Annotated in this window: 14 protein-coding genes, 2 tRNA genes and 2 pseudogenes; 14 read left to right on the top strand and 4 right to left on the bottom strand. The window is 60.3% G+C overall.

Annotated features, from left to right (window positions below):
* Nucleotides 1-49: 49 nt before the first annotated feature.
* The 3 genes and pseudogenes from ACYZUD_RS21130 to ACYZUD_RS21120 form a co-directional block, all read left to right on the top strand.
* Complete coding sequence (locus ACYZUD_RS21130) at nucleotides 50-1,342, top strand: adenylosuccinate synthase (RefSeq protein WP_010464193.1); 1,293 nt, start codon at nucleotides 50-52, stop codon at nucleotides 1,340-1,342.
* A gap of 52 nt (nucleotides 1,343-1,394) precedes the next feature.
* Nucleotides 1,395-2,510 (top strand): annotated as a pseudogene (locus ACYZUD_RS21125) (methyl-accepting chemotaxis protein); the annotation flags it as partial.
* A gap of 390 nt (nucleotides 2,511-2,900) precedes the next feature.
* Nucleotides 2,901-3,416 (top strand): annotated as a pseudogene (locus ACYZUD_RS21120) (methyl-accepting chemotaxis protein); the annotation flags it as partial.
* A 100-nt stretch (nucleotides 3,417-3,516) separates the two neighbouring features.
* Here ACYZUD_RS21120 and ACYZUD_RS21115 read toward each other — a convergent pair.
* From ACYZUD_RS21115 to ACYZUD_RS21100, 4 genes are all read right to left on the bottom strand, one after another.
* Nucleotides 3,517-5,082, bottom strand: coding sequence for an ABC transporter permease (locus ACYZUD_RS21115; protein WP_462019980.1), 1,566 nt, complete (start codon nucleotides 5,080-5,082; stop codon nucleotides 3,517-3,519).
* Nucleotides 5,082-6,092 (bottom strand): iron ABC transporter substrate-binding protein, encoded by a 1,011-nt coding sequence (locus ACYZUD_RS21110; RefSeq protein ID WP_462019979.1) that lies wholly within the window; start codon nucleotides 6,090-6,092, stop codon nucleotides 5,082-5,084. Before ACYZUD_RS21110 ends, ACYZUD_RS21115 begins: the two co-directional genes overlap by 1 nt.
* 219 nt (nucleotides 6,093-6,311) lie before the next feature.
* Nucleotides 6,312-6,398 (bottom strand) — tRNA-Leu (locus tag ACYZUD_RS21105).
* Between the two features lie 166 nt (nucleotides 6,399-6,564).
* Nucleotides 6,565-6,651, bottom strand: a tRNA-Leu gene (locus ACYZUD_RS21100).
* Between the two features lie 226 nt (nucleotides 6,652-6,877).
* Here ACYZUD_RS21100 and rnr point away from each other — a divergent pair.
* From rnr to ACYZUD_RS21045, 11 genes are all read left to right on the top strand, one after another.
* Entirely contained in the window at nucleotides 6,878-9,517 is a 2,640-nt protein-coding gene (rnr, locus tag ACYZUD_RS21095) for a ribonuclease R (protein ID WP_462019978.1), read from the top strand.
* A complete protein-coding gene (rlmB, locus tag ACYZUD_RS21090; RefSeq protein ID WP_462019977.1) occupies nucleotides 9,514-10,275 on the top strand; it encodes a 23S rRNA (guanosine(2251)-2'-O)-methyltransferase RlmB in 762 nt (253 codons plus the stop codon). The genes rnr and rlmB overlap by 4 nt, the downstream gene beginning before the upstream one ends.
* Before the next feature lie 306 nt (nucleotides 10,276-10,581).
* Nucleotides 10,582-11,004, top strand: a complete 423-nt coding sequence (rpsF, locus tag ACYZUD_RS21085; protein WP_054595362.1) for a 30S ribosomal protein S6 — start codon at nucleotides 10,582-10,584, stop codon at nucleotides 11,002-11,004.
* A 28-nt stretch (nucleotides 11,005-11,032) separates the two neighbouring features.
* Nucleotides 11,033-11,263, top strand: coding sequence for a 30S ribosomal protein S18 (rpsR, locus tag ACYZUD_RS21080; RefSeq protein ID WP_002551829.1), 231 nt, complete (start codon nucleotides 11,033-11,035; stop codon nucleotides 11,261-11,263).
* A gap of 36 nt (nucleotides 11,264-11,299) precedes the next feature.
* Complete coding sequence (locus ACYZUD_RS21075) at nucleotides 11,300-12,193, top strand: hypothetical protein (RefSeq protein ID WP_462019976.1); 894 nt, start codon at nucleotides 11,300-11,302, stop codon at nucleotides 12,191-12,193.
* A gap of 19 nt (nucleotides 12,194-12,212) precedes the next feature.
* Nucleotides 12,213-12,659, top strand: a complete 447-nt coding sequence (gene rplI / locus ACYZUD_RS21070; protein WP_462019975.1) for a 50S ribosomal protein L9 — start codon at nucleotides 12,213-12,215, stop codon at nucleotides 12,657-12,659.
* Between the two features lie 123 nt (nucleotides 12,660-12,782).
* Nucleotides 12,783-14,180 carry a replicative DNA helicase gene (dnaB, locus tag ACYZUD_RS21065; protein WP_019691515.1) on the top strand — a complete coding sequence of 466 codons (1,398 nt, stop codon included), beginning with the start codon at nucleotides 12,783-12,785 and terminating at the stop codon, nucleotides 14,178-14,180.
* Nucleotides 14,181-14,367: 187 nt separating this feature from the next.
* Complete coding sequence (locus ACYZUD_RS21060) at nucleotides 14,368-16,671, top strand: YgiQ family radical SAM protein (RefSeq protein ID WP_462019974.1); 2,304 nt, start codon at nucleotides 14,368-14,370, stop codon at nucleotides 16,669-16,671.
* Between the two features lie 303 nt (nucleotides 16,672-16,974).
* Nucleotides 16,975-20,250, top strand: a complete 3,276-nt coding sequence (locus ACYZUD_RS21055; RefSeq protein WP_462019973.1) for a transglutaminase family protein — start codon at nucleotides 16,975-16,977, stop codon at nucleotides 20,248-20,250.
* Nucleotides 20,251-20,338: 88 nt separating this feature from the next.
* A complete protein-coding gene (locus tag ACYZUD_RS21050) occupies nucleotides 20,339-22,825 on the top strand; it encodes a circularly permuted type 2 ATP-grasp protein (protein ID WP_462019972.1) in 2,487 nt (828 codons plus the stop codon).
* Nucleotides 22,825-23,715 carry a transglutaminase family protein gene (locus ACYZUD_RS21045; RefSeq protein WP_462019971.1) on the top strand — a complete coding sequence of 297 codons (891 nt, stop codon included), beginning with the start codon at nucleotides 22,825-22,827 and terminating at the stop codon, nucleotides 23,713-23,715. Before ACYZUD_RS21050 ends, ACYZUD_RS21045 begins: the two co-directional genes overlap by 1 nt.
* Nucleotides 23,716-23,770: the final 55 nt, after the last annotated feature.

The raw sequence follows: 23,770 nt of genomic DNA, 5'->3' as shown, positions 1-23,770 counted from the left end.
CCTGCCGGCCGCCGCCGGCACCAAGTTTGCGCGAATGAGGACAAGTGTTATGGGTAAGAATGTCGTAGTCCTGGGCACCCAATGGGGTGATGAGGGCAAAGGCAAGATCGTTGATCTGCTGACCGAACATGCTGCCGCCGTAGTGCGCTACCAGGGTGGCCACAACGCTGGTCACACCCTGGTGATCGATGGCGAAAAAACCGTCTTGCACCTGATCCCGTCGGGCGTGCTGCGCGAAGGCGTGCAGTGCCTGATCGGTAACGGCGTGGTGGTTGCACCCGACGCTCTGCTGCGGGAAATCATCAAGCTGGAAGAGAAAGGCGTACCGGTGCGCGAGCGTCTGCGTATCAGCCCGTCCTGCCCGCTGATCCTGTCCTACCACGTAGCGCTGGACCAGGCTCGTGAAAAGGCCCGTGGCGAGCTGAAGATCGGCACCACCGGTCGCGGCATCGGCCCGGCTTACGAAGACAAGGTTGCACGTCGCGGTCTGCGTATCGGTGACCTGTTCCACCGCGAGCGTTTCGCCGCCAAGCTGGGCGAGTTGCTGGATTACCACAACTTCGTCCTGGTCAATTACTACAAAGAACCAGCCATCGACTTCCAGAAGACACTCGACGAGTGCATGGAATACGCCGAGCTGCTGAAGCCGATGATGCTCGACGTCACCGCTGAGCTGCACGAGCTGCGTCGCGCTGGCAAAGACATCATGTTCGAAGGCGCCCAAGGCTCCCTGCTGGACATCGACCACGGTACCTACCCGTACGTCACCAGCTCCAACACCACTGCGGGCGGCATCGCCACCGGTTCGGGTTTTGGTCCGATGTACCTGGATTACATCCTCGGCATCACCAAGGCCTACACCACTCGCGTTGGTTCGGGTCCGTTCCCGACTGAGCTGTTCGACGACGTTGGCGCGTTCCTGGCCAAGCGTGGCCACGAGTTCGGTGCGACCACCGGTCGTGCCCGTCGTTGTGGCTGGTTCGACGCCGTCATCCTGCGTCGCGCCATCGACGTCAACAGCATCTCGGGCCTGTGCCTGACCAAGCTGGACGTGCTGGACGGTCTGGAAACCATCAACATCTGTGTTGGCTACAAGAACCAGGATGGTGCAGTGATCGACGCACCGACTGACGCCGACAGCTACATCGGCCTGGAGCCGGTGTACGAAGAGATGCCAGGCTGGACCGAATCCACCGTCGGTGCCAAGACCCTGGAGGAGCTGCCTCAAGCCGCTCGCAACTACATCAAGCGCGTCGAAGAGTTGGTCGGTGCGCCGATCGACATTATTTCGACAGGCCCGGACCGCAACGAAACCATCGTTCTGCGTCACCCGTTCGCTTAATAAGTCGTTGATGTAAAACACAAAGGGTCCTTAATTGGACCCTTTGTCGTTTATGCCTGTTGGACGGCATGACCTTTGCTGTGATTATCTCTTCTGGCGTGCCATCAATTTAATGGCGTCAAAGCAGAGGGATTATCCTGTGTCGGCCGTTCTCTCGTTGTTACAAAGCCGTCTATTGCGGCCCGTGTTCGTTACTCTTGGTATCGCCCTTTTGGTGCAGGTGCTGGTCGCTGTCGCCCTGACTCGGAGCACAGTGACTGCACTGGAAGCCGATCTGGGTGTGCGCCTGGGGGCTGACAGTCAAAAACTCTCTGGCGAGCTTGAACAGGCGGGGCGTGAAGTCACGTCGAGTCTCGACAACCTCTCCACCAGCACTCGACAGCGCCTCGCGGCCGGTTTGTCCTCGCGATTGAAGGACGAACAGGCACAACTGCGTGCGACGCTGGAGAAGGACCTGAAGGATTCCGCCAATGATATGGCGCAGCTTCTGGCTTCCGTCGCACCCCGCGCCATGTGGGACAGCGACGTTCCAACCCTGTCCGAATTCGCCCGCCGGGCCCAGCGCAATCCCAATGTGCTGTTCGTGGTCTATGACGATGCGACGGGGCAGCACCTGACGCGCTACCTCAACCGCGAAAACCCGATCAACAAAGCCCTGCTGGAAAAAGGCCAGGGCGAGCGTGCGCTGGACAAGGTGCTGGATGCGGCGAAGAACGATCCATCGGTCTACTACCTCGAAGCCTCGATCAACCCCAATGGCGTGGAAATCGGCAAGGTCTTGATGGGGGTCTCGACCGCTTCGGTGGAAACCGATCTGGCGGCGCTGGACAAGCGCTTCTCGGCGTTGATCGACAGCAGCGATCAACTGGTGGGCGATAGCCTCAAGGGCGCGGCGGCTGACAGCGCCACCGCGATGCGAGCGCGTCTGACGTCCGCTCAGTCCACGGCATCTGAAATGAAAGCCAACACCACCAGCACTGTGCAGGAAGCCGCGGGGACCTTGCGCTGGCGCATCGGCATGGGCCTGGCCGTGGTCGGTTGCGGCGTGCTGCTGTTGCTTGCCGTGGTGCTGGGCCGTCGAGTAGTCAATCGCCTGAAAATGCTGATCGCAGCGATGGATGACCTGGCGGCGGGTGAGGGCGATTTGACCAAGCGCGTGCAGATCAACAGCAAGGACGAAATCGGCGACATGGCCTCGGCGGTCAATCGCTTTGTGGATAAGTTGCAGCCAATCGTGCGTGAAGCGGGCGATGTGGCCCAGCGTACTGGCGTTGAAATCGGCGCCATGACCCTGCGCAATGCCGGCGCAGATGCAGCGGCGGGTATGCAGCGCGATGAAGTGGCCGAGAGCCTGCGTGCGTTGTCGCAGATGGCGGATGAAGCCCAGTCTGAAAGTCACGCCATGCAAGCGGCGTTGCGGCAGGTGGTGGATATTCGTTCGGCCACCGATGAAAACACCCGGACCTCAGCGAAGGTCGGCAGCCTGATCGAGGCGTTGGCCGGACAGGTTGATACCGGGGCGAAGGTTATTGAGCGACTGGCGCAGCAGAGTGAGCAGATCGAGGTGGTGCTGACGGTGATTCACGGGATCGCCGAGCAAACCAACCTGTTGGCGCTGAACGCGGCCATCGAAGCGGCGCGTGCCGGTGAGACCGGTCGTGGTTTTGCCGTGGTGGCTGACGAAGTGCGGGCGCTGGCGAGCAAGACTCAGAGTTCCACCGGCGACATCCAGGCGCACATCGTTGCCTTGCAGCAAGGGGCGCGTGAGGCGGTGGCGGCGATTGGTCAGGCCGGGCGTCAGGCGAGCGAAGGCTTGCTGGTATTGCGTGACAGTGCGCGGTTGCAGCAGTCGGTACAGGCGTCGGTCGAGCAGGTGCATACCGCGATTGGCCTGGCGACCCAGGCAGCGGCGCATCAGGCGCAAGGCGCGCAGGCTGTGCGTGGGCGGGTTGAGACCATCCATGCGCAGGCTGAGAAGGCCGCTCAGGCAGTGGTGGAAACCACGGCCAGCGGCAAGGTGCTGGATGGCTTGGCGGCGCAGTTGAAGGCAAGCCTGGGGCAGTTCAGGGCCTGATAAATCCTGCAGATCAAAAGATCGCAGCTTGCGGCAGCTCCTACACAGGAATATGCGTTTCCCTGTAGGAGCTGCCGCAGGCTGCGATCTTTTTGCGTTATCAGCGGCTCAAATACATCCGGGTTGTCAGCAAGTACACCGGCAACCCCGACACCAAAATCAACAACGCCGCATAAGGCGCCGCCGCCGCAAACTCCACATTCGCGGTATGCGCCCAGACCTCCGTTGCCAGCGTATTGAGCCCGGTCGGACTCAGCAGCAGCGTCGCTGTCAGCTCCTTCATCGCATCCAGAAACACTAGCGCAAACGCCGCGCCCAATGCCGGGAAAATGATCGGCAGCGTCACCCGGCAAAACGCACTGAACGACGATGCGCCCAGCGTGCGAGCCGCCTCTTCCAGTTGCGGCGCAGCCTTGTTCAGCGCTGTACGAATCGGCGCCTGAGCCAGCGGCAAAAACAGCAACGCATAAGCGATCAGCAGCAGCACGGAAGTCTGGTACAGCGCCGGTACATAATGCAGTGCGAAATACACCAGCGTCAGTGCAATCACCAGCCCAGGCAGTGCATGCAGCAGATACGGCAAGCGCTCGGCCCAGATTGCCAGTCGGCCTTTGTAGCGAACCACCAGCAAGCCCACCGGGACTGCCAGCACCAGGCATAACGCTGCGCCACCCAGTGACAGTGCCAGGGACGACAGCAATGCTTCGCTGATCGCCGCCACCGGAAACGCTGCCGACGAACCGACGGCCAGCCAGTACGCCAGCATGCCCAGCGGAATCCCGCTGCCGATGATCGCCAGCGCCAGGCAGTAGAGCTGGCCGGCAGCCGCCCATGGCCCCAGACGAACCTGCTCCGCACGTCGCGCCGCACCCTGGCCGGTGCGTACGTGTCTGCCCTTGCCGCGCACTCGCAACTCCAGCCATAGCAGCACCAGGCACAGTGCAAGCAGCACCGCCGAGAGCATCGCTGCGTTGGTGTTGCTGAATTCCAGCTCGAACTGCTGATAGATCGCGGTGGTGAACGTTTGCAGGCCAATGATCGACAAGGCGCCGAATTCCACCAGCATGTGCAGGGCGATCAGCAGCGAACCGGCGAGCAGAGATGGCCAGAGCAGCGGCAAGGTGATCCGGAAGAACACGCCCCAGCGATTCTGCCCCAGCGTGCGTGCTGACTCCTCCAGAGACGGATCGAGATTGCGCAGGGTTGCCGCCACCGGCAGAAATATCAGCGGATATTTGGACAGGGTCATCACCAGAATCGCCCCGCCCAGGCCTTCAAAATGAGCGCTCAGGGATACCCAGGTGAAACTGCTGACAAACGCTGGTACGGCGAACGGCAAACAAAGAATCACGCCCCACAACCGCCGCCCTGGCAGATTGCTGCGCTCCAGCAGCCAGGCCAGCGACAGGCCGATCACGCTACAGGCCAGCGTCACGCCGATCATCAGTGCCAGCGTGTTGCGCAGCAGGCCGAACACATACGGCCGCCACAACAAATGCAATGCTTCGGCCCAGCCGGCCTGCCAGGTTTTAAGCCCGACATACGCCAGCGGCAACACGCTGAGTACTACCAACAGCAAAACCGGCAGCAGCAGCCAGATCGACGGCCGCTTGCGCCGTGGCACATACCTCCCGAGCGAGGCGGTGGCGGATAACGATGCGCTCATCAGTTCAGGCCAACGTCACGTTCCAGGTCCAGGGCTTCTTCGGCATTGCCGAGGTCGGCTGGCGTGACTTTCGGGGCTTGCAGTTCGCTGAACGGCTTGAGGCCGCGATCGGACTCCATACCTTTGTGCAGCGGATATTCAGCGGTGGTCTGGGTGATCACGCGCTGACCTTCTTCGCTGGCCATGTAGGCGAGGAATTGCTGGGCTTCTTTTGGATGCTTGCTGGATTTCAGAACGGCAGCACTGGAAACGGTGATCAAGCCACCGACGTCGCCGCCGGTGAAGTAATGCAGTTTCGAATCGAGCTGGCCTTTCTCGCGCTGCAGGGCGAACCAGTAGTAGTTGTTCACCAGCACGGTGGCGACTTCGCCGTTTTCCACCGCCTTCAGCGCGACCATGTTGTTGCTGTAGGTCTTGCCAAACGCACGCAAACCGGTCAGCCATTCTTCGGCGGCATCCATGCCGTGTACCTTGATGATTGCCACGGCCTGTTCCTGGAATGCACCGCTGGTAGGCACGAAGCCGACCTTGCCTTGCCATTTCGGATCGGAGAATTCCATCACCGACTTGGGCAGGTCTTTTTCATCGATCAGCTTGGGGTTGAAAGCAACAACGCGGACTCGCGCGGTGATGCCGATCCAGGTGCCATTGCCGGCAACGTAGTCTTTTGGCAGGACGGCCAGGGTGTCGGCATCGGTCCGGGCCAGCAGGCCTTGTTCGCCGAGTTTGTTCAGTGGTGGCGACTCTTCGGTGTAGATCACGTCGGCGGGGGAGCGATCACCCTCTTCGACGATCTGGCTGGCGAGCTGGTTGCTGCTGCCTTTGCGTACATTGACGTGAATGCCGGTCTTGGCTTCGAAGGCTTTGGCGACGGCGTCGCCGACTTCCTTGTGTTGACCGTTGTAGAGTGTCAGGGAAACCGGATCGGCGGCCTGGGTGAGGGGGGTGGCGAGTGCCAGGCCGAGGAGGGTGAAGGTCAGGCCTCGGCGCAGGGTATTTCGAAACATCATTCGCAGGGTTCCTCACTGTCGCATTGCAAAATCTTGCAACAATGATAAACGATATTGTTTCTCAAGTGCGCCTTGCGGGGCTGGCGAGGTTTTGCTATAGCGGTCTGGGACCAACGCTGATCCCTACAGGCCGTTGATGAAATTTTTGAAAGCCAGAAACGCAAAAACCCGCTTTCGCGGGTTTCTGTGAAATTCAAGATCGTGACCTTGAATTTGAATTGGTGCCCAGAAGAAGACTCGAACTTCCACGACCTTGCGGTCACCAGCACCTGAAGCTGGCGTGTCTACCAATTTCACCATCTGGGCATTCATCGCAAGCGTTGCCGCTGTTGATGTGGCGCACTATACGGAGAGCATTTTGATCTGTAAACCCCTGATTTAGTTTTAATAAATCAGATGCTTAGAATGCAAAAACCCGCTTTCGCGGGTTTTTGTGTGAGCCTTGAAATTGATCTAATCTCAAGCTCGAAATTGGTGCCCAGAAGAAGACTCGAACTTCCACGACCTTGCGGTCACCAGCACCTGAAGCTGGCGTGTCTACCAATTTCACCATCTGGGCAGTATCGACAGCGCTAGTGCGTCGTCGATGGCGCGCACTATACGGAGCGTCTTTTTAACTGTAAACCCCTGGCATTAAAAAAACCTGAAAAATATTACCAGTGGCATTCAAGTAAGCTTTGCGGTGTCGATAAAGGGCTTTAGATGGGCTGTCATAGCCTGAAATTTCCCGTTTCATTACGCCTATGCCAAACTAACCCGCATATAGACAAGGTGAAAACTCTCTAATGGCCGATTGGCAGTCCCTCGATCCCGAGGCCGCTCGTGAAGCGGAAAAATATGAAAACCCTATTCCTAGCCGCGAACTGATCCTTCAGCACCTTGCTGATCGGGGTTCGCCTGCTAACCGCGAGCAGCTGGTCGAAGAGTTTGGTCTGACCACAGAAGACCAGATCGAAGCCCTGCGCCGCCGCCTGCGCGCCATGGAGCGCGATGCTCAACTCATCTATACCCGTCGCGGCACGTATGCGCCGGTGGACAAGCTCGACCTGATCCTGGGCCGCATCAGCGGTCACCGTGACGGCTTCGGCTTCCTGGTCCCGGACGACGGCAGTGACGACCTGTTCATGAGCCCGGCGCAAATGCGCCTGGTGTTCGACGGCGACCGTGCCCTGGCGCGTGTTTCCGGCCTGGATCGTCGCGGTCGCCGCGAAGGCATGATCGTCGAAGTGGTATCCCGTGCTCACGAGACCATCGTCGGTCGCTACTTCGAAGAGGGCGGTATCGGCTTCGTGGTTGCCGATAATCCGAAGATCCAGCAAGAAGTGCTGGTCACTCCGGGCCGCAACGCCAATGCCCAGATCGGTCAGTTCGTCGAAGTGAAGATCACTCACTGGCCGACGCCACGCTTCCAGCCGCAAGGCGACGTAGTTGAAGTAGTGGGCAACTACATGGCGCCGGGCATGGAAATCGATGTCGCCCTGCGCACCTACGACATTCCTCACGTCTGGCCTGAAGCGGTGCTCAAAGAAGCTGCCAAGCTCAAGCCTGAAGTCGAAGAGAAAGACAAAGAGAAGCGCATCGACCTGCGTCATCTGCCGTTCGTGACCATCGACGGTGAAGATGCGCGCGACTTCGATGACGCGGTCTACTGCGAAGCCAAACCGGGCAAACTGCGCCTGTTCTCCGGCGGCTGGAAGTTGTACGTGGCAATTGCCGACGTCTCCAGCTACGTGAAGATCGGCTCGGCGCTGGATAACGAGTCCCAGGTTCGCGGCAACTCGGTGTACTTCCCCGAGCGCGTAGTGCCAATGCTGCCTGAGCAGTTGTCCAACGGCCTGTGCTCGCTGAATCCGCACGTCGATCGCCTGGCCATGGTTTGCGAGATGACCATCTCCAAATCCGGCGAAATGACCGACTACTGCTTCTACGAAGCGGTGATTCACTCCCACGCCCGCCTGACCTACAACAAGGTCGCCGCTATGCTGGAGACGCCAAAAGCGACCGAAGCGCGTCAGCTTCGTGGCGAATACACCGACGTTCTGCCGCACCTCAAGCAGCTCTACGCGCTGTACAAGGTTTTGCTGGCCGCTCGTCACGTGCGTGGCGCGATCGATTTCGAAACGCAGGAAACCCGGATCATCTTCGGTACCGAGCGCAAGATTGCCGAAATCCGTCCGACTGTTCGCAACGACGCCCACAAGCTGATCGAGGAATGCATGCTGGCGGCCAACGTTGCCACAGCCGAGTTCCTGAAAAAGCACGAAATCCCTGCGCTGTATCGCGTTCACGATGGTCCGCCGCCGGAGCGTCTGGAAAAACTGCGCGCCTTCCTGGGTGAACTCGGCCTGTCCCTGCACAAAGGCAAGGACGGCCCGTCGCCGAAGGACTACCAGGCATTGCTGGCCAGCATCAAGGACCGTCCGGATTTCCATCTGATCCAGACCGTCATGCTGCGTTCGTTGAGTCAGGCGGTGTATAGCGCTGATAACCAGGGCCACTTCGGCCTGAATTACGAAGCCTATACCCACTTCACTTCGCCGATCCGTCGCTACCCGGATCTGCTCACGCACCGGGCGATTCGCAGCGTCATCCATTCGAAAATGGACACCCCGCACGTTCGCCGTGCCGGCGCGATGACCATTCCGAAAGCGCGTATCTATCCGTACGACGAAGCGATCCTGGAGCAGCTCGGCGAGCAATGCTCGATGAGCGAGCGCCGTGCCGACGAAGCGACCCGCGACGTAGTGAACTGGCTCAAGTGCGAGTTCATGAAAGATCGTGTGGGCGAGTCGTTCCCGGGTGTGATCACCGCCGTGACCGGTTTTGGCCTGTTCGTCGAGCTGACCGATATTTACGTCGAAGGCTTGGTGCACGTCACTGCGCTGCCGGGCGATTATTACCACTTCGATCCTGTGCACCACCGCCTGGCCGGTGAGCGTACCGGTCGCAGCTTCCGTCTTGGCGACACCGTTGAAGTGCGCGTGATGCGCGTCGACCTCGACGAACGCAAGATCGACTTCGAGATGGCTGAAAAAACCATCAGTGCGCCAATCGGTCGCAAAAAGCGCGGGACTGAAACAGCTGCACCTGCCGCCCCTTCTACAAAAACAGCTGCAGAACCGGCGCCGGCAAAAACCGGTCGTCGTCCTGCCAAGGAAAAGGCTGTCGAAGCCTATCGCCCGAGCGATGCGGCGGCAAAAAATGCCGAGCTGCGCAAAAGCCGCGAACTGAAACAGGCGTTGCTGTCTGAAGCGAAAAGCGGTGGTAAAGCGGCGTCTGGGGGAAAGACCGGACGGTCGGCGCCTGAAAAGGCTCCCGGCGGCAAGCCAGCCAAACCGAGCAAGCATCGTAAAGGCCCGCCAAAAGCGGGTTCCGCTCCAGCCGCCAGAAGCGGCGGGGCGCGTAAACCTAAGGCCAAGTCATGAGTCAGTTGGAAAAAATCTATGGCGTGCACGCTGTAGAAGCATTGCTGCGTCACCACCCGAAACGCGTCAAGCAGATCTGGCTGGCCGAAGGCCGTAGCGATCCGCGGGTTCAGACGCTGATCCAGCTGGCGAACGAAAATCGCGTGGCCGTCGGCAACGCCGAGCGTCGTGAATTGGATGCCTGGGTCGAAGGCGTGCACCAGGGTGTGGTGGCGGAAGTGAGTCCGAGCCAGGTCTGGGGCGAGGCGATGCTCGACGAACTGCTCGACCGCACCGAAGGCGCGCCGCTGCTGTTGGTGCTCGACGGTGTGACCGATCCGCATAACCTCGGCGCTTGCCTGCGTTCGGCCGATGCGGCCGGCGCATTGGCGGTGATCGTTCCGAAGGACAAGTCAGCCACCCTGACTCCGACGGTACGAAAAGTCGCCTGTGGCGCGGCGGAAGTGATTCCGTTGGTTGCTGTAACCAACCTGGCGCGCACCCTGGAAAAACTCAAGCAGCGTGGCTTGTGGGTCGTCGGTACGGCGGGCGAGGCTGAGCAGGATCTGTATCAGCAAGACCTGACCGGTCCGACCATCCTGATCATGGGGGCTGAGGGCAGCGGGATGCGCCGTCTGACCCGCGACCTTTGCGACTACCTGGTGCGCCTGCCGATGGCTGGCAGTGTCAGCAGTCTCAACGTGTCCGTAGCGACTGGCGTTTGCCTGTTTGAGGCGTTGCGTCAGCGTGGCGTCAAAGCCGCCACCAAAAAGTCCTGACACTCCCCTGTAGGAGCTGTCGAGTGAAACGAGGCTGCGATCTTTTGATCTTGTTCCTTAAAAGCAAAATCAAAAGATCGCAGCCTCGTTTCACTCGACAGCTCCTACAGGGTGTTCGGATTTGAGTTCGGGTGATTGTTCAAATAATCACCAATTGCCTTGCACCTCTTCTATCCCTTCTCTACAATTGCGCCCCTTGCTGTGACGGCAGGCACGCATGTGTCTATCGCAAGCAAGTCCATAAGTGTCATTCACTCCTTGTCTGACCGCTTTTGAGCGGCAGGCTACAACCCGTAAGGAGCATTCATGCGTCATTACGAAATCATCTTTTTGGTCCACCCGGATCAAAGCGAGCAAGTCGGCGGCATGGTTGAGCGTTACACCAAGCTGATCGAAGAAGACGGCGGCAAAATCCACCGTCTGGAAGATTGGGGCCGTCGTCAACTGGCCTACGCAATCAACAATGTTCACAAGGCTCACTACGTGATGCTGAACGTTGAGTGCACTGGCAAGGCCCTGGCCGAGCTGGAAGACAACTTCCGCTACAACGATGCAGTGATCCGTAACCTGGTCATCCGTCGCGAAGAAGCCGTTACCGGCCAATCCGAGATGCTCAAGGCTGAAGAAAACCGCAGTGAGCGCCGTGAGCGTCGCGACCGTCCTGAGCACGAAGGCGCTGAAAGCGTTGACAGTGATGACAGCGACAACAGCGATAACGCTGACGAGTAATCCACGGACCTTTTGAGGAGCCTATTACATGGCACGTTTCTTCCGTCGTCGTAAATTCTGCCGCTTCACCGCTGAAGACGTGAAAGAGATCGATTACAAAGATCTCAACACTCTGAAAGCTTACGTATCCGAGACCGGCAAAATCGTTCCAAGCCGTATCACCGGTACCAAAGCACGTTATCAGCGTCAGCTGGCCACCGCTATCAAGCGCGCCCGCTTCCTGGCCCTGCTGGCCTACACCGACAGCCACGGCCGCTGAGACCGGGCAGTCGACACGTAGCAAAGGATTGAATGCATGCGCGCCTTAGCTGAGTTCATCATGCGCGGCCGTATGCAGGCCACTCTGGTAGTGGCTGGATGCGTAACATTGCCGCTGTTGTATTGGTTGGGTGCTGCCGCTGGATGCCTTGTGCTCCTGCGGCGCGGATTGAAGGACGCCCTGGGCGTTCTTGCTCTGGGATTGCTGCCGGCGTTGGTCTGGTGGCTTTACTCCGACGACCCACGGGCACTTCTGGTGCTGCTGGGGTCTTGGAGCCTTGCGTTGGTTTTGCGCGCAAGCGAATCCTGGAACCGCGTGCTGCTGGTCAGCATAGCGATGGGAGTGGTGTTTTCAGTGGTGTTGGGGACAGCTTTTGGTCCCCAGATCGAGATGCTGGCGCAGGCTTTGATAAAAGTCATGCCGTCGCTACTCGGTGATGTCTACCAGAAGTTGTCGGTAGACGAACAAGCGCATTTTGCGTCCCTGATTGCACCGGTCCTGACCGGCCTGATTGCGGCCTTGTTGCAAATCGTCAGTGTGCTGAGCCTGATTGTCGGGCGCTACTGGCAGGCGTTGTTGTACAACCCGGGTGGTTTTGGTCGCGAGTTTCGCGCCATCCGATTCCCGCTTTTGCCGGCGATGTTGCTGCTGGCGTTCATGCTTCTGGGACCGAATATCGGTCCGCAGATGGCCATGTTGACGCCGTTGTGCAGCGTACCGCTGGTATTCGCCGGGCTGGCCCTGATTCACGGGCTGGTGGCGCAAAAGCGACTGGCCAGGTTCTGGCTGGTGGGGTTGTACGTCACGCTGTTGCTGTTCATGCAGCTGATCTATCCGTTGCTGGTGGTCTTGGCCATCGTCGACAGCCTGATTGATTTTCGCGGTCGTTCGACGCCGAAAGACGTCGATAGCGCGAACGGTGAAGGTTAAAAGTTAAGAGGATTTTCACATGCAACTGATCCTTCTGGAAAAAGTCACCAACCTGGGCAACCTGGGTGACAAAGTGAACGTTAAGGCTGGTTACGGTCGTAACTACCTGCTGCCTTACGGCAAAGCTACCGCTGCGACCGCTGCCAACCTGGCTGCGTTCGAAGAGCGTCGCGCTGAGCTGGAAAAAGCCGCAGCAGACCGTAAATCGTCGGCTGAAAGCCGTGCCGCCCAACTGGCTGAGCTGGAAGTGACTATCACTGCCACCGCCGGTGACGAAGGCAAGCTGTTCGGTTCGATCGGCACCCACGACATCGCTGATGCACTGACCGCCTCTGGCGTTGAAGTTGCAAAAAGCGAAGTTCGTCTGCCGAACGGCACCATCCGCAACGTAGGCGAATTCGACGTAGCCGTGCACCTGCACGCCGAAGTTGAAGCCACCGTACGCGTTGTCGTGGTAGCAGCTTAAGCAGCACTTGATCGGCTGGCGGCTTGCCCGTCAGGCGGTTAACATCGGGCACGATCCTGTTTACAGGTCGTGCCCTTTGTCTTTCTGTAATCCCTGCTTTTCATAACCCAAACTCAAGTGGCCATGAACGATATCTCCGCTCCCGAGCAATACGATCTGCAAACCGCAGCCCTGAAGGTGCCGCCGCATTCCATCGAGGCCGAACAGGCCGTGCTCGGTGGTCTGATGCTGGACAACAACGCCTGGGAACGCGTGCTCGATCAAGTCTCCGACGGCGATTTCTATCGGCATGACCACCGTCTGATCTTCCGCGCGATTGCCAAGCTCGCCGACCAGAACTCCCCGATCGACGTCGTGACCCTGGCCGAGCAGTTGGACAAGGAAGGTCAGACCTCGCAAGTCGGTGGCCTCGGTTACCTCGGTGAGCTGGCAAAAAACACGCCGTCCGTCGCCAACATCAAGGCCTATGCCCAGATCGTTCGCGAGCGGGCAACCCTGCGCCAGTTGATCGGCATCAGCACCGAAATCGCCGACAGTGCCTTCAACCCCGAAGGCCGCACCGCCGCCGAGATCCTCGACGAAGCTGAACGGCAGATCTTCCAGATCGCCGAAGCCCGCCCGAAAACCGGTGGCCCGGTCAGCGTCAACGACCTGTTGACCAAGGCCATCGATCGCATCGACACCTTGTTCAACACCGACAACGCCATCACCGGCCTGTCCACCGGCTACACCGACCTCGACGAGAAGACCAGCGGCCTGCAGCCGTCCGACCTGATCATCGTCGCCGGCCGTCCGTCCATGGGTAAAACCACCTTTGCGATGAACCTGGTGGAAAACGCCGTATTGCGCAGCGAGAAAGCCGTACTGGTTTACTCGCTGGAGATGCCAGGCGAGTCGCTGATCATGCGTATGCTGTCGTCCCTGGGCCGGATCGACCAGACCAAAGTCCGGGCCGGTCGCCTGGAAGATGACGATTGGCCACGCCTGACCTCGGCGGTCAACCTGCTCAACGATCGCAAGCTGTTCATCGACGACACCGCCGGTATCAGCCCGTCGGAAATGCGCGCTCGGACCCGTCGTCTGGTGCGTGAGCACGGCGAGATCGGTCTGATCATGATCGACTACTTGCAGCTCATGCAGATCCCGGGCTCCAGCGGTGACAACCGGACCAACGAGATTTCCGAAATCTCCCGGTCCCTGAAAGCCCTGGCCAAGGAATTCAACTGCCCGGTGGTGGCACTGTCCCAGCTCAACCGTTCCCTGGAGCAACGGCCGAACAAGCGCCCGGTGAACTCCGACTTGCGGGAATCCGGAGCGATCGAGCAGGATGCTGACGTGATCATGTTCGTTTACCGGGACGAGGTGTATCACCCGGAAACCGAGCACAAAGGCATCGCCGAAATCATCATCGGCAAGCAGCGGAACGGCCCGATCGGCTTTATCCGCCTGGCCTTCATCGGCAAATACACCCGCTTCGAAAACCTGGCGCCGGGCAGTTACAACTTCGACGACGACGAGTAAGTTATTTAGCGTCTGAAGCGACCTCATCGCGAGCAGGCTCGCTCCCACCTTGGAATGCGGTCCTCTGTGGGAGCGAGCCTGCTCGCGAAAGGGGCACCACCAATTTCCTACCATAGCCGTCGGAATTGGTTATTTTTTGTGCTATATTCCGCGCCCGCGATTTTTCATCTCAACACCGGTCATCGTCATGCAAGCAGCCAAGCCGTTATTTGACTATCCCAAGTACTGGGCCGAATGTTTCGGTCCCGCGCCATTCCTGCCGATGAGCAGGGAGGAGATGGATCAGCTTGGCTGGGATTCCTGCGACATCATCATCGTCACCGGTGATGCGTACGTTGACCATCCGTCGTTCGGCATGGCGATCATCGGCCGGCTGCTGGAGTCCCAGGGCTTCCGCGTCGGGATCATCGCCCAGCCCAACTGGCAGTCCAAAGACGACTTCATGAAGCTCGGCGAGCCGAACCTGTTCTTCGGCGTCGCGGCCGGCAACATGGACTCGATGATCAACCGCTACACCGCCGACAAGAAAATCCGCTCCGACGACGCCTACACCCCCGGTGGCATGGCGGGCAAACGGCCGGACCGCGCGAGCCTGGTTTACAGCCAGCGCTGCAAGGAAGCCTACAAGAACGTGCCGATCGTGCTCGGTGGCATCGAAGCCTCCCTGCGCCGCATCGCCCACTACGATTACTGGCAGGACCGGGTGCGCAACTCGATCCTGATCGACGCCTGCGCTGACATCCTGCTCTACGGCAACGCCGAGCGTGCGATCGTCGAAGTTGCCCAGCGTCTGTCCTACGGTCACAAGATCGAAGACATCACCGACGTGCGCGGCACCGCGTTCATCCGTCGTGATACGCCGAAAGACTGGTACGAAGTGGACTCCACGCGTATCGACCGTCCGGGCAAGATCGACAAGATCATCAACCCGTATGTCAACACCCAGGACACCCAGGCCTGCGCCATCGAGCAGGAAAAGGGGCCGGTTGAAGACCCGAGCGAAGCCAAGGTCGTGCAGATCCTGGCGAGCCCGAAAATGACGCGCGACAAGACGGTAATCCGTTTGCCATCGGTCGAGAAAGTCCGTGGCGACGCAGTGCTTTATGCTCACGCCAACCGCGTGCTTCACCTGGAAACCAACCCGGGCAACGCCCGTGCGCTGGTACAGAAGCACGGTGAAGTCGACGTCTGGTTCAACCCACCGCCGATTCCGATGACTACTGAAGAAATGGACTACGTGTTCGGCATGCCCTATGCGCGCATTCCGCACCCGGCGTACGGCAAGGAAAAGATCCCCGCCTACGACATGATCCGTTTCTCGGTGAACATCATGCGTGGCTGCTTCGGTGGCTGCACCTTCTGCTCGATCACCGAGCACGAAGGCCGGATCATCCAGAACCGTTCAGAAGAGTCGATCATTCGCGAAATCGAAGAGATCCGCGACAAGGTGCCAGGCTTCACCGGCGTCATTTCCGACCTCGGCGGCCCGACCGCGAACATGTACCGCATCGCCTGCAAGAGCCCGGAAATCGAATCCGCGTGCCGCAAGCCATCGTGCGTGTTCCCCGGCATCTGCCCGAACCTGAACACCGACCACTCGTCGCTGATCCAGCTGTACCGCAGCGCCCGTGCCTTGCCGGGTGTGAAGAAGATCCTGATCGCTTCCGGCCTGCGCTATGACCTCGCGGTCGAATCGCCGGAATACGTCAAAGAGCTGGTGACCCACCACGTGGGTGGTTACCTGAAGATCGCCCCGGAACACACCGAGGAAGGTCCGCTCAATCAGATGATGAAACCGGGCATCGGCAGCTATGACAAGTTCAAGCGCATGTTCGAGAAGTACTCCAAGGAAGCCGGGAAAGAGCAGTACCTGATTCCGTACTTCATCGCCGCCCACCCGGGCACCACCGACGAAGACATGATGAACCTGGCCCTGTGGCTCAAGGGCAACGGCTTCCGCGCCGACCAGGTGCAGGCGTTCTACCCGTCGCCGATGGCCACCGCCACCGCGATGTACCACTCGGGCAAGAACCCGCTGCGTAAGGTGACTTACAAGAGCGACACCGTGACCATCGTCAAGAGCGAAGAGCAGCGTCGTCTGCACAAGGCGTTCTTGCGTTATCACGATCCGAAAGGCTGGCCAATGTTGCGTGAAGCGCTGACCCGCATGGGCCGCGCCGACCTGATCGGGCCGGGCAAGAACCAGTTGATCCCGCTGCATCAGCCCGCGACCGATAGCTACCAGAGCGCCCGTCGCAAGAACTCGACGCCGGCCGGCAGCCATAAAGTGGCTCAGGAAAAGACTACCAAGATCCTGACCCAGCACACTGGCCTGCCACCGCGTGGCAGCGATGGCGGCAACCCGTGGGACAAGCGTGAACAGGCCAAGGCTGCGGCGTTCGCCCGCAATCAGCAGGCGGCCAAGGAGCGCAAGGACGCGGCCAAAGGCAAAGGACCGAAGCCTGCGCGCAAGCCGGTTGTGCCGCGCTAAACGCTGACCGTTGACAACAGAACGCCAACCTTCGGGTTGGCGTTTTTGCGTTGTGCCTCAAAGCAAAAGATCGCAGCCTTCGGCAGCTCCTACATTGGTATGGCGTACACCTTGTAGGAGCTGCCGAAGGCTGCGATCTTTTGATCTTCGCCACATTTGCGTGCAACTCTTCCAAACCAATTTCCCGCATCGCCCGATTTTGGTGCTGTACTGCCTCAAGCAACCGGAGAAAGCGCCAGCGCCGCTGGATGGCATAAGTCTTGCGCGCTTTCCAATACGCTTAAGGCTCGCAGGAGGCACGCCGTGTCGATCCATGTCGCATTGCACCATGTCACGCATTACCGCTACGACCGCGCCGTCGAGCTCGGTCCGCAGATCGTTCGCCTGCGCCCGGCCGCCCACAGTCGCACGCGGATACTGTCCTATGCGCTGAAAGTCTCGCCCGAGCAGCACTTTATCAACTGGCAGCAGGACCCTCAGGGCAACTACCTGGCGCGGTTGGTGTTCCCGGAGAAAACCGATGAGCTGCGGATCGAAGTCGACCTGCTGGCGGAAATGGCGGTGTTCAATCCGTTCGACTTCTTCCTTGAGCCCTACGCGGAAAAGATTCCTTTCATCTACGCCGCGGACGAGCGCAAGGAACTGGCGCCGTACCTGGAAACCTTGCCCCTGACGCCGAAATTCAAGGCCTATCTGGACGGCATCGACCGCACGCCTTTGCCCAGCGTGGATTTCCTCGTTGCACTGAATCAGCGCCTGAGCGACGACATCGGCTACCTGATTCGCATGGAACCCGGCGTGCAGACGCCGGAGCACACCCTCGAACATGCTTCCGGTTCCTGTCGCGATTCGGCATGGTTGCTGGTGCAACTGCTGCGCAACCTCGGTCTGGCGGCGCGTTTCGTCTCCGGCTATCTGATTCAGCTCACCGCCGACGTGAAAAGCCTCGACGGTCCATCGGGCACCGAGGTGGACTTCACCGACCTGCACGCCTGGTGCGAGGTCTATTTGCCCGGTGCCGGCTGGATCGGCCTGGACGCGACCTCAGGGCTGTTTGCCGGTGAAGGACACATTCCGTTGGCGTGTAGTCCCGATCCGGGCTCTGCGGCACCGATCAGTGGCTTGGTGGAACCGTGCGAATGCGAATTCACCCACGAAATGTCCGTGGAGCGAATTTGGGAGGCTCCTCGGGTTACAAAGCCCTACACCGAAGATCAGTGGCTGGCGATCCAGGCCTTGGGTCGGCAGATCGATGCCGACTTGCTGGAGGGTGACGTACGCCTGACCATGGGCGGCGAGCCAACGTTCGTCTCTATCGATGACCCGGACGGCGCCGAGTGGAACACTGCAGCACTGGGGCCGGACAAACGGCGCTTATCTGCCGAGCTGTTCCAGCGCATGCGCAAGCACTACGCGCCCAAAGGCCTGGTGCATTTCGGTCAGGGCAAGTGGTACCCCGGTGAACAACTGCCACGCTGGTCGCTCAACTGTTACTGGCGCCGCGACGGCGTGCCGATCTGGCACAACAGCGCGCTGATCGCCGATGAGCACGAAGACTACGGTGCCGATGGCGAACTGGCTGGGCGTTTTCTGGCGAGTGTCGCCGAACGCCTGAAAATTCCGACACGGTTTGTGTTTCCAGCCTACGAAGATAATTTCTATTACCTCTGGCGCGAAGGCGCTTTGCCGCAGAACGTCAGCGCCGAAGACTCACGTCTGGAGGAGCCGCTGGAGCGTGCGCGACTGCGCAAAGTCTTCAGCCAGGGCCTGGACAAGGTCATCGGTCAGGTGCTGCCGCTCGCGCGCACCGCCAAGGGAGATCAGTGGCAAAGCGGTCGCTGGTATCTACGCGATGAACACTGCCGGTTAGTGCCGGGGGATTCGCCGCTGGGTTATCGCTTGCCGCTCGGCTCGCAGCCTTGGGTGAAGGCGGCGGAATATCCGTTCATCCATCCCAACGATCCGAACCAGGACTTCCCGCCGCTTCCAGACACCACGCAGTTGAATAGCCCGCGTGCACCTGCCGAGGCGGTTGATCGAGAGCCGAAGATCGACGAATCCGCCGACTGGCTCACTCGCACCGCGTTTTGCGCTGAAGCGCGGGAAGGGCGGTTGTACCTGTTCATGCCACCGCTGGAGCGGGTCGAGGACTATCTGGAACTGGTCGCTGCCATCGAAGCCACCGCAGAAGAACTGCATTGCCCGGTGTTACTGGAAGGCTACGAACCGCCGAGTGATCCACGCCTGAGCAACTTCCGCATCACCCCGGATCCGGGCGTGATCGAGGTCAACGTGCAGCCGTCCGCCACTTGGGATGAGTTGGTCGAACGCACCGAATTCCTGTACGAAGAAGCCCGTCAGACCCGCCTGACCACCGAGAAATTCATGATCGACGGCCGGCACACCGGCACCGGCGGCGGTAACCATTTCGTACTGGGGGGCGCGACCCCGGCTGACTCACCTTTTCTGCGCCGTCCCGATTTGCTGCGCAGTCTGATCAGCTACTGGCATAACCACCCGTCGTTGTCCTACCTGTTTTCCGGACTATTCATCGGCCCGACGTCTCAGGCGCCGCGAGTGGATGAAGCGCGCAACGATGCCTTGTACGAGTTGGAAATTGCCTTCGCCCAAATGCCTGAACCGGGCGAGGAATGCGCGCCGTGGCTGGTGGATCGTCTGCTGCGCAACTTGCTGATCGACGTCACCGGCAACACCCATCGCGCCGAGTTCTGCATCGACAAACTCTATTCGCCGGACGGCGCCACCGGTCGTCTGGGATTACTTGAGTTGCGCGCCTTCGAAATGCCGCCCCATGCGCGCATGAGCCTGGCTCAGCAGTTGTTGCTGCGGGCACTGGTTGCGCGGTTCTGGCGCGAGCCTTATGCGCCGCCGAAACTGGCGCGCTGGGGCACTGAGCTGCACGACCGGTTCCTGTTGCCACACTTTATCGAGCAAGATTTTGCCGACGTCATCGTCGATCTCAACGCTGCCGGTTATCCGGTGCGGGCCGAGTGGTTCGCGGCGCATCTGGAGTTCCGTTTTCCCAAGGTTGGCGATTACGCGGTCAGCGGTATCGAACTGGAAGTGCGTCAGGCGCTTGAGCCATGGCATGTGCTGGGCGAGGAGGGTGCGGTCGGCGGCACGGTGCGTTATGTGGATTCGTCCCTGGAGCGTTTGCAGGTCAAGCTCACCGGCCTGCCGCCGCAACGCTATCTGTTGACCTGCAATGGCATTCCGGTGCCGTTGCAGCCGACCGGGCGGGTTGGCGAGTTCGTCGCCGGCGTGCGTTTCCGCGCCTGGCAACCGGCCAACTGCCTGCAGCCGACCATCCCCGTCCACGCGCCGCTGGTGTTCGACCTGCTCGACACCTGGATGCAGCGCTCGCTGGGTGGCTGTCAGTACCACGTCGCCCATCCCGGCGGGCGCAACTACGACAGCCTGCCGGTGAACGCCAATGAGGCCGAGAGCCGGCGGATGGCGCGATTCTTCCGCATCGGACACAGCCCTGGGAAACTTCCTATACCGATTCTGGAAATTAATGACGAGCTGCCGATGACTCTCGATTTACGACGTTTCTAAACCGTACACGACGCTCGGATTTTTCGTATATCCGGGCGTCATGAGCCTGCGTTAGTCTGACCGTTCTTTGTTGTCTGCCGAGCTTTCCATGCCTGACCTGCTTGACCGCTACCCGCTGACGGCGGGCACTTATCACGAACTGCTCGACGACAGCGGCGCCGTGCGCCCGCACTGGCGTCGGCTGTTCGACCAATTGCAACGCAGCACGCCAGCGCAGTTGGTGCAGCGTCAGGCGCTGCTGACCCGGCAGATCCAGGAAAACGGTGTGACCTATAACGTCTACGCCGATCCCAAGGGTGCCGATCGGCCGTGGGAACTCGATCTGCTTCCGCATGTGATTGCCGCCGATGAGTGGGCGCAGTTGTCGGCGGGCATCGCCCAGCGGGCTCGATTGCTCAACGCCGTGCTGGCGGATCTTTACGGGCCGCAACGGTTGATCGCCGAAGGCCTGTTGCCTGCCGAGCTGGTGTTCGGTCACAACAATTTCCTCTGGCCCTGTCAGGGCATCACGCCGCCCGACGGGGCCTTTCTGCATCTGTACGCCGTGGATCTGGCGCGCACGCCCGATGGTCGCTGGTGGGTGACGGCGGATCGGACTCAAGCGCCGTCCGGTGCTGGATACGCCCTGGAAAACCGCACTATCGTGTCCCGGGCCTTTCCCGAGTTGTACCGCGATCTGAAAGTGCAGCATCTGGCCGGGTTCTTTCGCACGCTTCAGGAAACCCTGGCCCGTCAGGCACCGAGCGACAACGATGTGCCGTTGGTGGTGTTGCTGACGCCGGGACGTTTCAACGAAAGCTACTTCGAACACCTGTATCTGGCGCGGCAGCTCGGTTATCCGCTGGTGGAGGGTGGCGACCTGACGGTGCGCGATGCCACGGTCTACCTGAAAACCTTGAGCGGCCTGCGTAGGGTCCACGCGATCATGCGGCGGCTCGACGATGATTTCTGCGATCCGCTTGAGCTGCGCACCGACTCGGCCCTTGGCGTGCCGGGGTTGCTGGAAGCGGTACGCCAAGGGCGAGTGCTGGTGGCCAACGCCCTCGGCAGCGGTGTGCTGGAGTCGCCGGGATTGCTGGGCTTTCTGCCCAGGATCAATCAGTTCCTGTTTGGCGAGGAACTGATCCTGCCCTCCATCGCCACCTGGTGGTGCGGTGAAGCGCCGGTACTGGCCCAGGCCCTGGAAAAACTGCCGGAGTTACTGATCAAACCGGCGTTCCCGTCCCAGAGCTTTGCTCCGGTATTTGGTCGGGATTTGAGTGAAAAACAGCGTCAGGCCCTGGCTGAGCGCATGCAGGCGCGGCCTTATGCCTATGTGGCGCAAGAACTTGCGCAACTGTCCCAGGCGCCAATCTGGCAGGCCGAGGACGGTCAACTGCAACCCCGAGCCATCGGCATGCGCGTGTATGCGGTGGCGAGTCGGGACGGTTATCGCGTCCTGCCCGGCGGCCTGACCCGGGTTGCCGCCGAAGCTGACGCTGAAGTGGTATCGATGCAGCGCGGCGGCGCGAGCAAGGACACCTGGGTGCTGGGGGATCGTCCGCCGAGCGGCGAACAATGGAAGGCCCAGCGCAATATTGGCGTTCACGATCTGGTGCGGCGTGATCCCTATCTGCCGTCGCGGGTGGTGGAAAACCTGTTCTGGTTCGGCCGCTATTGCGAACGCTGCGATGACAGCGCGCGGTTGCTGCGGATCATGTTGGCGCGGTACGTCGATGGCGATGACCCACAAGCCCTGGAAGCGGCGGTCGATCTCGGCGAGCGGCTGATGTTGTTGCCCGATGAAGGCGAGTTGCCGGAGCGGTTGCTGGCGGCGTTGCTCGGCGATGACTGGCCGTTCAGCTTGCGCTCCAACCTGCAGCGCCTGCAGTGGGCGGCTTCGCAAGTGCGCGGCAAGCTTTCGCGGGAAAACTGGCAGGCGCTGGTGGAGCTGCAACGCGAAGCCATGGAACTGGAAACCGAGGAGCCGGACTTCGGCGAGCTGCTGGATTTCCTCAATCGGCTGGTGATGTCCCTGGCGGCGTTATCCGGCTTTGCCCTGGACGACATGACCCGGGACGAGGGCTGGCGCTTCCTGATGATCGGTCGGCGGATCGAGCGCCTGCAGTTTCTCAGCGGCAGTCTGGCGGCGTTTCTGCGCGGCGCCGGGGCGTTCGATCAGGCCGGGCTGGAATGGCTACTGGAACTGGGCAACAGCAGCATCACCTACCGTTCGCGTTATCTGGCGGTGGCGCAATTGATTCCGGTGCTGGACCTTTTGCTGCTCGACGAGCAGAACCCCCACGCCGTGCTGTTCCAGTTGAAGCTGGTGACCCGTACCCTTAAACGCTTGAACGATGATTTTGGCGCGCCCCGCGAAGCCGGTCTGCCGCAACTGGTGGAGCGCCTGGCGCGCTTCGATCTGGGCTGCCTGGAAAACCCGCTGTTCGGTGAAGCCAGTGTTCGTGCTGCTGTCGAGGGGCTGGCCGATCTGCTGCAAGAGATCGCCGATGCCAGCGGACAAGTGTCGGATCGCCTGGCCTTGCGCCATTTTGCCCATGTCGATGATGTCAGCCAGCGCACGGTGTCCGTCTGATGAGCGCCCACTACCAGATTTTTCACGACACCCATTATCACTACGACAGCCCGGTGTCCCTGGCCCAGCAACTGGCGCACCTGTGGCCGCGGGCGTGTCCTTGGCAGCGCTGTACCGAGCAGCAATTACAGATCAGTCCGGAGCCGACTTCACGCCGGGATGAGCTGGACGTGTTCGGCAATCCGCTGACCCGGTTGGCATTCGAGCGGCCGCACGATGAACTGCTGGTCAACGCCCGGCTCACCGTCGAAGTGCTGGCCCGGCCAACGCTCGACTTCAATCAGTCCCCGGCCTGGGAAGAGACCCGCAACGCGCTGACTTACAGCAGTCAGCCGCTTTCTCCTGAATTGTTGGAAGCTTGCCGTTACCGGTTCGAATCGCCCTACGTGCATTTGAAACGCAACTTTGTCGAGTTTTCAGAAAGCTGCTTTCCGGCGGGTCGACCATTGCTTTTGGGCGTCCAGGCATTGATGGAAAAAATCTTCAACGAATTCACCTTCGATGCCGAAGCAACCCAGGTGGCGACGCCACTGGTGGAAGTGCTGGAGCGCCGACGCGGGGTTTGCCAGGACTTCGCTCACCTGATGCTCGCCTGCGTGCGATCCCGTGGATTGGCGGCGCGGTATATCAGCGGCTATCTGCTGACCCAGCCACCACCGGGCCAGCCGCGACTGATCGGCGCCGACGCGTCCCATGCCTGGATCTCGGTGTTCTGCCCGGTACTGGGCTGGGTGGATTTCGACCCGACCAACAACGTACAACCGGCACTGGAACACATCACCCTGGCCTGGGGCCGGGACTTTTCCGATGTTTCGCCGTTGCGCGGGGTGATTCTTGGGGGCGGCAACCATGACCCGGAAGTCAGTGTCACCGTGATGCCACTGGAGTAACGAAGGACCCCTGTAGGCGCGAGCTTGCTCGCGATGAACCTGAGAGCGCCGGGGG

Source organism: Pseudomonas sp. XS1P51 (assembly GCF_054897845.1).
Note: the sequence above shows the minus strand (reverse complement) of the source record. Positions and strands in the feature narration are given on the sequence as shown.

Coding starts and splice junctions, on each gene's coding strand:
- ACYZUD_RS21130 (WP_010464193.1), top strand. CDS start 50: ATGGGTAAGAATGTCGTAGTCCTGGGCACCCAATGGGGTGATGAGGGC.
- ACYZUD_RS21115 (WP_462019980.1), bottom strand. CDS start 5,082: ATGAGCGCATCGTTATCCGCCACCGCCTCGCTCGGGAGGTATGTGCCA.
- ACYZUD_RS21110 (WP_462019979.1), bottom strand. CDS start 6,092: ATGATGTTTCGAAATACCCTGCGCCGAGGCCTGACCTTCACCCTCCTC.
- rnr (WP_462019978.1), top strand. CDS start 6,878: ATGGCCGATTGGCAGTCCCTCGATCCCGAGGCCGCTCGTGAAGCGGAA.
- rlmB (WP_462019977.1), top strand. CDS start 9,514: ATGAGTCAGTTGGAAAAAATCTATGGCGTGCACGCTGTAGAAGCATTG.
- rpsF (WP_054595362.1), top strand. CDS start 10,582: ATGCGTCATTACGAAATCATCTTTTTGGTCCACCCGGATCAAAGCGAG.
- rpsR (WP_002551829.1), top strand. CDS start 11,033: ATGGCACGTTTCTTCCGTCGTCGTAAATTCTGCCGCTTCACCGCTGAA.
- ACYZUD_RS21075 (WP_462019976.1), top strand. CDS start 11,300: ATGCGCGCCTTAGCTGAGTTCATCATGCGCGGCCGTATGCAGGCCACT.
- rplI (WP_462019975.1), top strand. CDS start 12,213: ATGCAACTGATCCTTCTGGAAAAAGTCACCAACCTGGGCAACCTGGGT.
- dnaB (WP_019691515.1), top strand. CDS start 12,783: ATGAACGATATCTCCGCTCCCGAGCAATACGATCTGCAAACCGCAGCC.
- ACYZUD_RS21060 (WP_462019974.1), top strand. CDS start 14,368: ATGCAAGCAGCCAAGCCGTTATTTGACTATCCCAAGTACTGGGCCGAA.
- ACYZUD_RS21050 (WP_462019972.1), top strand. CDS start 20,339: ATGCCTGACCTGCTTGACCGCTACCCGCTGACGGCGGGCACTTATCAC.
- ACYZUD_RS21045 (WP_462019971.1), top strand. CDS start 22,825: ATGAGCGCCCACTACCAGATTTTTCACGACACCCATTATCACTACGAC.